General features: G+C 43.5%; 5 protein-coding genes. 2 read left to right on the forward strand and 3 right to left on the reverse strand.

Features of this window, described 5'->3' with window-relative positions; genetic code table 11:
• Positions 1–7: 7 nt before the first annotated feature.
• Together F6J94_RS07025 and F6J94_RS07030 are read right to left on the reverse strand one after the other, a co-directional pair.
• Positions 8–3,583 carry a LamG domain-containing protein gene (locus F6J94_RS07025; protein ID WP_293038500.1) on the reverse strand — a complete coding sequence of 1,192 codons (3,576 nt, stop codon included), beginning with the start codon at positions 3,581–3,583 and terminating at the stop codon, positions 8–10.
• A gap of 974 nt (positions 3,584–4,557) precedes the next feature.
• On the reverse strand, positions 4,558–4,716 hold the full coding sequence (locus tag F6J94_RS07030; protein WP_293038504.1) for a hypothetical protein: 159 nt from the start codon (positions 4,714–4,716) through the stop codon (positions 4,558–4,560).
• Positions 4,717–4,887: 171 nt separating this feature from the next.
• On the opposite strand from F6J94_RS07030, the gene F6J94_RS07035 reads away from it, so the two are divergent.
• A complete protein-coding gene (locus tag F6J94_RS07035; protein ID WP_293038509.1) occupies positions 4,888–5,805 on the forward strand; it encodes a helix-turn-helix domain-containing protein in 918 nt (305 codons plus the stop codon).
• A gap of 273 nt (positions 5,806–6,078) precedes the next feature.
• On the opposite strand, the gene F6J94_RS07040 is transcribed toward F6J94_RS07035, so the two are convergent.
• The gene (locus tag F6J94_RS07040; RefSeq protein WP_293038514.1) at positions 6,079–8,475 is read right to left on the reverse strand and encodes a peroxidase family protein; all 2,397 of its coding nucleotides are present in this window, start codon (positions 8,473–8,475) and stop codon (positions 6,079–6,081) included.
• A gap of 675 nt (positions 8,476–9,150) precedes the next feature.
• Between F6J94_RS07040 and F6J94_RS07045 the strand changes: the two genes are divergently transcribed.
• Positions 9,151–10,353 (forward strand): RNA polymerase sigma factor, encoded by a 1,203-nt coding sequence (locus F6J94_RS07045; RefSeq protein WP_293038520.1) that lies wholly within the window; start codon positions 9,151–9,153, stop codon positions 10,351–10,353.
• Positions 10,354–10,589: the final 236 nt, after the last annotated feature.

The raw sequence follows: 10,589 nt of genomic DNA on the forward strand, positions 1-10,589 counted from the left end.
TCACCCCCTACAGGACAATGCGATCGCCTTTGACCAGAGGCAAATCAAGCACCGGACTATCTAGGTCCAGGTAGATAAACCGATAGCTAGGTTCGTTAGACACTCCTTCGTGTAAAAGGCGACTCAACCTCGGTTTTCCGGTAGAGTTCAGTAGGGATTCTCCCAGGGATACTGACGGAATACTGACACGTTGCTCCATCAGTTGTCGTAAAGTCGTTCCCACCGGAACAAATACCGGTTGTTCCTGTAGCACCACCGTAATTTCTGGAATCACTGTTGCTCGTCCTCGGAAATAAAAGCTGGCAACGTTTGTATTTTTATCCAGGTCTGTTACTGTTGTTGCCCCCATAATGGTTGCAGCTTGTCCGGGATCTAAGGAACCTGCAGAAGGAGCTGCCAAACTAGGATAAACTAGCCGCAAGTAGGGTTTTTGATAGCCAACTTTAAAGGTATCCAGACTACTTCCAGCCCCTACCGTAGCAATATCTGTGGTGACATAGGGCTGGATTTGGGACAAAAACCCATCAAAATTAATCATTAGGTTAGTGCCATCCCGATAACTGTTGAGGCTATAGTAAGACGTGCCACTGCCCACAAACCCTGAATTAGCCGTAGATTGGGCTGGATGAACGAACTGATAGTTTTGGTAATCGACCCGTAACCGCATTCCAGCTTGCAAATCCACGTAGCCATTAACGCTATCCAAGCCGTAGTAGTAGTAGAGAATTTCCTCAACCAACAACGGCATCCGTTCAGCAATCCGGGTTTTGACCAAGGTGAGGGTACCAGGAATCAGATTACTGTTGGTATCTAGTTGAGTAATAAAGTTGTCGTAATCGGTCTTAAGTTGATCTAGCCAATTGTCACTGCTTTCCGGAGGAGTTATGGTCAGGGTACAGCTTTGATCGGCATTTTCTGTCAGGGTAAAGATGCCTGCGGTGCTGGAGATATTATTGGAATCCGCAGCAGTGTTGAATAACTGGGGCAATGTTGTAGTTTGGGTAATCGCAGCAGGGTCGTTGGGTTTGCCCAAATAAATAACAGGTTTTTGCTCCACCACCGTAAAGTAGTAGTCCGCTTGATGGCGAAACTGTTGTGCAAAGATCACATCTACTTCGGAATTTAACCTTGCCAAAATCGCTTCCAGGATGTGATTGGGAGTCAGCGGTGGGCGGACTAGGGTAAACTCCGGCACGGTAAAGGTGTTTACCGTCCCTGCTTGATCTGTCCAATCAAAGGTTCCAGAGACTTTTGCCAAAAAGCCTAACTCAGTCAGTTCCAGGATTACAGTGGCGTTCATCACGGAAGCGATCGCTACCTGGTCGATAATCTTGTGGGAGGTACCGGGTTCAAAGATTGGACCTAAAGTAACTTGAAACGGTAGACTCAAAGTTCTTTGCCCTTCCAGGACAAACTGCTCATTGCGCCACCAGCCATAGAGTACAAGGTTTTCTCCCAACCAATTGCCCTTGAGAACGACTTTTCCATCTTCAATCCCCAGGGGGTCAAATTGACTCCGTTGTTGATTGTGACGAGCAAACAGTAGCTTGAAATCTACCGTCCAATCAAATGGGCGATAATCCCTTAATTGGGGGAGTTCCAGTTCAGACACAGAGGTGATGGAAGACATCTGCCATATCTCCCCCGTGCTATCTGGTTTCAGGAATAGACACAACCCCTCTAGGGTATTAATTTGTCCTAATCCGATTTGAAGGTCGAATTCCGGTGAATTGAGGGCAAGTTTACCCGGCGCATCCGCTTGAACTGCCGTAAAGGGAATTGACGTTTTCCATAACGTGCTATCCACTTGTCCCCACTTAAAGTACCAGGTTGGGGAGGTTCCAGGTTCTGATTGCCATTCCAGGGCAATCTTGGTGAAGTCAAACTCAGGGGTAACTTCCCGGATTTCAGAGGTGTCAACCTTAAGATTGAGCTTAGACTCTGAATAATGCTCTACATCCGGCATACCCTCCAAAGTCAGTTGAGCAGTTAGGGGTTGGTTCAAAGGAGTGGGCATATTAGTCAGCGTCAGGTTGCCCAAAATTTCAATAGTGGGGTAGTAGCGCTGGTAAATCGCCTCTGGTGTCAGGGCGGAGTCATAAATTGCCACCTCGTAGAGTTCCCCTTCCCAAGGGAAATCTTGATTCCTTCGGGAGTTGCCCCTGCGATCGAGAAATAAAACGTCATTTGCTAACGCTAACTTAACAGCAGGGTCATTTGTCCAAAGATTAAGCTCCTGATCATCCCGATCTTTCCAAGGAGAATCCTCCTCATCATCCCGATTTTTCCAACGATTACCCCTCTGATTCCTATTTTTCGCACGATTACTCTGCTGATTCTTATTTCTCCAAAAATGACGCTCCTGATTATCGCTATTAATCCATTTTGAATTGTCTAGCTTGCCATTGAGATACACCTTGGCATTATCACTCTCATCCCCGAAGTTATTCTGTGAGAAGGTATAGACAACATAGGTTAGCTCGGTTGTTACTGTGTCGGGACTTGTCGTCAGGATTTGCCAATATCGGTTTCTATCATTAGTGTTGGTGCGCAATAGCACACTATACTCGTCGTGATGGTACCAATCCCCCGACCACCGATTTCCATAACCCTCTAGCCATTCTGAATCCCCTTGAGCCAGAGTCACATAGGGATTTTGAGGATCTTCGGATAGAGTCAGGACTATAGCTGGGTATTGTTGACCCGTTTGGCTAGGCTTAATCCAGGTTGCAATAGTGATTTCGTTGCTCTCTTGGAATGCCTTGATCAGTTTGCTAGCAGAACTTAGGTTTGCCGCTTCTAGGGTCGCATTTTCACTCTCGATCAAGCCATCTTTAACAGCGATAGACCCTAATCCCCACTGCACTGTTTCTGGCTCCGTTTGAATCCGTAAGTCGATGGCGGGTGCATCTTCGGTATTCCTCAAGGAGCAATCATAAACCCATTCTCCCGACTTTTCTCCAAACCAGTAGAGCACCTGGGGTTGAAGAGGATTTGACCCAGGTTTCACCGTAAAAGTCGTCAACTCTAAATTGCCCCAGGGTTGAATCGGGATTTCCTGAGGATTATTGGGATTGTAATTAAAAATCAGTTCAGAGCCATCGCTCACCCCTGCCTCAAGGACAATATCTTGACCAGAGAAAACCGCCGTCACTGTTCCACTGACAGTGACGGTTTCGGAATTAAGTTGCTGGGTAAAACTCAGATTTAAATCTTTGAAATGAGTTGAGCCTTCCGGACTAAATCCAAAAGAATCAGTCGATTGAACTCCTAACGTAAATGAATCGCTGTCGTAGGTTAGTTCAATAGTATAAAATGCATCGAAAGGTGAGGCTGGTAATCCGGGTAAAATTAGGCTAGCTTGATAAAGGCTCTTATCAAGGGGTGCTCCAGGTTTGAGAATTTGTGCAACTGATGATTCTGCTAAAAACTCGGAGATTGTTTGTTTGCTATAGCGTTCCTTATCGAGTCCCTCAGGGATTGTAATCCAATAGATCTGGAAACCAGTCTGAGCATCAATCTCGTATTTAAAGTAGTACTCAGAACCTAGACTCAATAATGTTATAAATCCGTATGCGAGCATAAAAACTCCCTTGAATTATATGTAATGATTCAGAACGTAAGGTTATGGAATCAAATAAGGAGCAAGTGCAGTTTTATCAAGTTGAGCCGGTCGAGCTTGCTCAACAAACTCTATCACAGACTACCCCTAAGCAGAGCATTTTTTTTACTAAACTTAATATTTACTTAACTTAATAAATTAGCCGATAGATAAATTAGCAGTATCCTGAAAAGGTTCCCGAGACCGAGAGCCACTCCAGGTTTTTCCTTGATGTCCTTGCTGTCTGCCTGGTTGACGTTTAGATTTTTCTCCTGTATCTTGTTTTTACTATTTCTGAGTAGGTCTGTTGATCGCAGTTTTGATGATATTTTGCGATCTAACTCTGCTAATTACAGGCAGTTTATCTATTTCTTTTTTCAGTTCTTCTATTGTTGCTTGCTGCTGATCTATCTATAGACTTCGCTGCAGTCATGAGCATTTCTACCACTTCCTCCTTCGGCAACTGGTTTAATCGTTCTATATCTAGTTTTTTCGTCTGGCATTTGGTCACGTTCGCAATACTATCCCCTTTGTATCGCTTTTGTCAATACCCCACTCCTTTTATCCTGACTAAAGTCAGGATATCAAAAACCTATCGCCAGTTAAAACCACTGTTAAAATTTAAAATTATGTTCATAATATGTCTTTTATTTGCTAGACTGTTATCCGTATATCAAAACGATAAATTTTTGATTTTTATATATAAATAAATGTAGAACTATGCAGAATATTACCGAAAAAGAAATCAAATTCTATCATAATAATTTTTCCTTATTAAAACATTATTAAAGCATAAATTTACGGCAAATAAAGCAAACAAAAGGATGCATTAAATTCTTGCCAAAAATTAGCTGATAATTCTTAAGCATATGCGCTACGCGGACGCTACGGGAACAGCATTCAGCCAACTCAACGAAAGGATAAAGACTTACAGTGATATCAAGTTGCGGTCAAACTTATAACTTCCTCTTCCACCCATCTCCCCATCTCCCCATCTCCCCATCTCCCCATCTCCCCATCTCTTTATCCAACCAATCTACTCTTTTTGAATGCAACTCGGTATAACGTGGAAATCCCCCAGCGCGAGGATTGTTCCTGCCGGGGGAGGATGCCAATCCAAACCATACCTTAGAATTAGAGAGTTTTCCTATTTCATCAGCAAATTGGCTATATTGTTAAGTTTTGATAAGTTTTGATAAGTTCTATGGTGAGATGCCCAGAGGATGTTACTATCCGATGTTTCTGTATAAAAATTGTTAACGTGGATTAATGGGTGGAGAGATTTGGTGAGCCACTTAAGTCTAGAGCAAGAGGAGCAACTCCAGAAAATAGGGACCTATCTCAGCCAAGTCAGGCAGGAGAAATCTATACCTATTGAGGAAGTCGCTAACAACACCTTTATTCGATTGCATATATTGCAAGCCCTTGAAGCAGGGCAATCCGAGCCGTTGCCCGAGCCAGTTTATATTCAAGGCTTTATTCGTCGCTATGCAGAGTTTCTCGGTCTAGATGCTCCAGGGATAGCCAAAACGTTTCCAGTTAATTCTGGATTGTCCTTGAAAACCGAGAACACCGAGAAAACTGAGAAAACCGAGAACACCGAGAACACCGAGTCTGGTGGGTTAGTCTTGTATACCAATATCTCCTCAGAAGAGAAATCTCAGACTCCAACCTCTCCTCAAAAGATTCCTAGGATTGTAGCCAAAAGCAAGACTGTTAAAACTGTAGCCAAAAGCATACAACCCTATTATCCTTACATCATAATAGTAAGCTTGGTCAGTGTTGCTGGTGGACTAATTTATCTACTCAACACCGTGTTCACCTATATCACTAATCGACAGATCGAAAACTCATCAGTTGCCCAGGACCAGACAATCCCCGATAAACCAGAACAACCAGCACCAGCCCCTAAGCCCGAACCTAAACCACCCCCCAAACCCAAACCTGTCCCATCTAATCCATTAATTAAAGTACGCTTGAGTATTACAGAGCAAACTTGGGTACGAGTGGTAGTTGATGGCAAAATCGAGTTGGAAGAAACCTTACCCAAGGGATATCAGAAAACCTGGATTGCTAAACAAAAACTGACTGTGAGGTCAGGGAATGCGGGAGGTGTTTTGTATACTGTGGATCAACAGCAACCAAAATCCCTCGGGGAACGTGGTGCTGTTGTACAGAGGAGTTTTAGCTTAGCTGCTCAGTAGATCAGTGGTGCATCTTTTTGTTGTAAATCTATAACTAGAGGAAGTGTGGGGAGGGTGGGGAGAGGGGGAGATGGGGAGATAGGGAGATGGGGAGCTTGTAGGGTGGGCAAAAAGCGTTTGGTTCAAATCAGTATTCATGATTAGATTACTTTGCCCACCCTACTTTAATTGGGATTTTTTTTCACGCCAGCTTGTAGGGTGGGCAAAAACCGTTTGGTTTAAATGAGTATTCATGATTAGATTACTTTGCCCACCCTACTGGAAGATGAACTATTATAAAAGAGTAAGATCAATCACTAGATCGTTAAAGTCGCGATCGCGTAGCGGCTCTGTTAGAGCATCGCTATTTTCACTGTCATTACCACTTAAATCTTCAAAGGCGAATGTGAATGTGTTGTCACTGCCATTTCCAAGTTCAAGGATGTGCCTCATACCATCACTGTTAGCAGCTGTGAAAGCAAAGAATACCTCAGCATCACCATTTTCAAAATCATCCAAATCCCCATCTGTAACTAAGTAGGGAGCTAGGAGAGATCCACCCGGAAGAGTAACATCAAAATTCACCGTGGTCAAGTTTTCTTCTACCTTGAATTCAGCCACGCTGGCATTAATAGCAGCTTCTGCATAACCGTCTTGGCCAGGAGTAAGAGATTGACCCGTGATTGGATCAATTATCGTTCCCTGTTGATCAGCAATTAGATAAAAGCCAATTAAATTGTCATAATCCGCCTCTCTAGTCACAGTTGCTGTAGCTTGTCCCGAAAAGCCGGTTAAATCTAGCAGTCCATCAGAGGAGGGATTGTTGTCGGAGCTGATTATAAAGGCATTGTCTGCAATTGTAGTAATTTCGGTGTTGAGCTTGATAATATCAGCAAACGTCACTTCCTTAATGGCTGCAATTTCCTCTTGGGTAAAGAAACCGCCATCTTCAATCGGTCTCTCGAACCAAAAGCGGTCAGCATCCCGTATCCGCTCGTATTGCTCCCATAGCATTGCTTGAATAGTTTCTCCGGCACCGGATACAGCAACAGTATCTTCTGCAAACAGCCCAATCAATAAGTCGATATCTTCTACAGTGTGGTAGAGGTTTTCGAGAGTATTTGCCAACTCTGCATTTGAAGTAATTTCCGCAAAAGTCGTTACCCGTGGTAGACCAAGACTCCCTCGCACTTGGTTATAGTCAGCCAAACCATGATCTCGTCCCCGTTGCTGATTAGCAGCATAAAGGTCAAATCCGATGGCACCTGGTATCAAAGCGTTGCGCAGGTCAAAGACTACATCAGTATCAACATCTTCAGTAATCGTTTGACTCGCACCGCGCAAGATATTATCTATATCGCTACTATCATTAATATTGGGTGAACTAAATGTCCTTAATAATTGCAAACTTGTGAGATTACCATCAGCATCAATAGTGTCTATACGGTTATTAGTTTGGGTATGACCAACACGAAGACCAGCAGCAGCAAACTCACTAGTGATTTCTGGAGTTTGATTAGAGTTATAGCTGCTGTAGTCAGTGATCACATTACCCACCATCAGGGGGAGCCACTCGTAGAGAACAATAGCTTGATATTGGGCAATATTAATCTGGCGAGAGCGTTGAAATATCTGCTCATCTGTCCAGTCAGGATGAAACCGATAAAGTTCTTGGGCAAGGCGGTTATGGTTACGCATCCAGAGGGTATGCTGGGATGCCAAACTATCGTTCTCGTTAACCCGTGTATCCCCCGCTAGAAAACCCACATCCATAAAAGCGCCTTTACCACTGATCAGTTCTCCATCAGCACCTGTGATGTTAAGGGGTAACAAGTCGTCATTAGTGGTAACTGTTTCATCCGAGAAGACGTTGAGGCGACCTTCTGAAAAAGCACGAATTGCTTGATATTCTTCTTCAGTAGACCCATAAACTACAGAAAGATCAAGCCAAGAGGTAACAATATTAATTGCTTTTCCTGGGCTCCCAGAGACTCCAGTACCGCTGAAAAACGCATCCCGTTCAAAGTCAAACTCCAAGCCACCATCTGCCTGTGTAGAAATTTCTTGAGTGGGAGGAGTGTTTGGTGGAAAATTAGGGTCATCGGCGGGAATGTCAATGGGGAAATTGAGCAATTCTAACCGGTTTTGGTTCTGTTCTTTTGACCCATTCGCTGCTAAATCAGTGTCGTGGTTGACGAACTGACCAAAAGCCCAAATGAAAGCGCTTAAGCCATTACCATTGGGATCAGACTCTCCTTCTTCTAAGTTAGAGGTAGCATTGCTGATCACTCGGGTACTAGGGCGATCGGGTGGGTTAAGCAATACAAAGGGCGCATCAGATACATTGCTTAAGCCCTCTGTATTGGATATGACATTCAATCCCAATCCATTTAATCGGTCTGCTTCGGCTTGGGTAAATATGGGAATGGGTTGGCGCGTAACGGTATTGCCATCTATACCGATCAGAGCATTGCCTTCTGCATCAAATGCGATACCCGCCGGTGACTGGATTCCGTCTTCATACTCAATTGGACTCAAACGCAGCAAAGGCGTATTAGGGATACCCAAAGAGACTTGGTCTAAATTATTCCTACTGCCGTCGATCAGGCGAATCGTAATCCCTTCATCGTTTACAACTAATGTGCTGTCGGCAAATGGGTCTCGTTGAAGAACACTGTTGAGATTGGTCATAACATTTAAATAAACCTAAGGCTTATCTATAAGAGTTCCCAACTGTAAGGAAAAAATACTAATAATCTCGACCTGAAAGTATTGCTGTTTTTAGGTAGTTTTATGGTTGACCTCTAGGGTTGACTGTGCTTAGCTGACAAACGTCACAAATAAAGATTCTGTTACTTTTAGAGCTTATGAAAGCTTATATTATAGATTTCATAAGCGCTATTTTTTAAAAAAACTAAGATAGTTTGATGCCTAAAATAGAGGTTTTTATCAGGCTTTATTCGATACCAATTTAATTTTTATTGAGAGGAGTTTAACTACTTTTATAGGCTCTAGAGATAATATTTCATTATCTGATATTTTTTTTTGATCTTTTTACATTTTATCCTGTTACCTTTTGCCTTTTACATTTTATACTGTTGCCTTTTTCCTTCTGCCTTTTGCCTTCTGCCTTCTGCCTTTTGCCTTTTGCCTTGCATCCAATACATTTTGCTTATTACCAGCGGATGTGGTATAATTAATTATTACCTTAAATAAAGTTAAAAAAAGATAAAGAAAAGGCTTCAATAAAATTTACAAAAATCCTAACTCAAGGGCTGACTGGACTTGACGGCTTAAGTTAACGAACGTCACTTGTATAACTTGGGCGAATAGGTCAAACTGGTTTTCGGTGGATCAACAGGACTTATGCAGGCAACAAACCAAGGTTTTCATGGCCAATGGCGCGAAAATGCCGAAAACGAATCTACCGCTGCTTCGGTGGAGCCCCTCCTGGAAAAACTGTCTACTGGAGACCGCTCGGCCTTTTGGCCGCTATGGGAACAGTATCAAGACTATCTTTACCATCGCTGCTGCACCTGGATGGGGGGTAATCGGTCTCAAGCCCAAGATGCTCTTTCTGAGATTATGCTCAAGGCTTGGGAAAAATTGCCCAAATTTGCCGCAAAGATTACCAATCTCAAGGGATGGCTGACTAAATTTGCCCATAACTGCTGTATAGACTGCCATCGAGAAAATTACTCTGGGGCAATAGGAGTAGAAAACCTGGAAGCGATCGCAGTGGAAGCGGAGAATAGCTTAGTTACTGAATTTGATACCCCAGGAAAACTTGTAGAAAATAGCGAACTATTAGAGGTAATCTGTAGTGCTCTAGAGGATTTGCCCGAGAATCAGCGCGACGTATGTATCTTGCACTTTGAGCAGGAGTTGTCTTACCAAGAGATAGCTCAACGACTAGATATTTCCAACAATACCGTTCGTAAACGTATCCAACGAGCCAGGGAGAAACTGCAGCAGCTGTTGCAGACGTATCTGGCTGGATTGGATCAGAAGGCTTATGGAGAGATTGTCTTTTTAAAAAAGATTAGGAGAGTATCTGAGCAGAAGACTAGAGAAGAAAAAGATAGAGAAAGCTATGTCACTCCTGCTGACAAAGAGATACAACAAGAAGACTTGGAGACAACTGATCAGTTGGAGTCTTTAAAGAAGATGGGAAGATCGGGAAATAGGAAGATTGTTAATAAGGGTAATTATCTGGAGATCAAATTAGAGACAGCTGCAGAGGAGATAACGTCACTGGTAGAGCCAAAATCTGTTGTACCAAAGGTAATCCCCATTGAAAAAGCTCCCAATCCCCCATCAACTATGCTCACCAATAGCAATCCTTGCCCGATGGATTGGGTGAAACAGCGATCGCTCAAAGCAATGGTAATTTCTCCACCATCCCTAGGGCATGGGAGCATTGAAGTACCAAGAGCAAAAGATATTTCTGGTGTTGCTCAATTGAAGTATGAATGCGGGATCGTCTGGTTTTGGGCAAGCCCCCTAAATCCCCCTCTGCAAAAAAGCGAAGCATCCGCTAATTCCCCCACCGGTGCGCTTGACCCGTAATTAAATTCGCCACGGGTCGCACCGCAGTATTGGGGGGTTAGGGGGGTGGGGGACGCAAGAAAGTCTTGTTCCCCCCAAAATTGGGGGGCTAGGGGGGCAGAATCATAGCCAAAATCAGCAACGCCTTTTTTTCATACTATCCATAGCTAAGGGAGTAGGGAGTAGGGCAGGCCTGAACTCCATCCCCGCAGCCGCCCTAACTTCTATTGCCGTTTTCGCCTTGAAAAAAAAAAAAA

The organism is Moorena sp. SIO1F2, from assembly GCF_010672755.1.
Lineage (GTDB): Bacteria > Cyanobacteriota > Cyanobacteriia > Cyanobacteriales > Coleofasciculaceae > Moorena.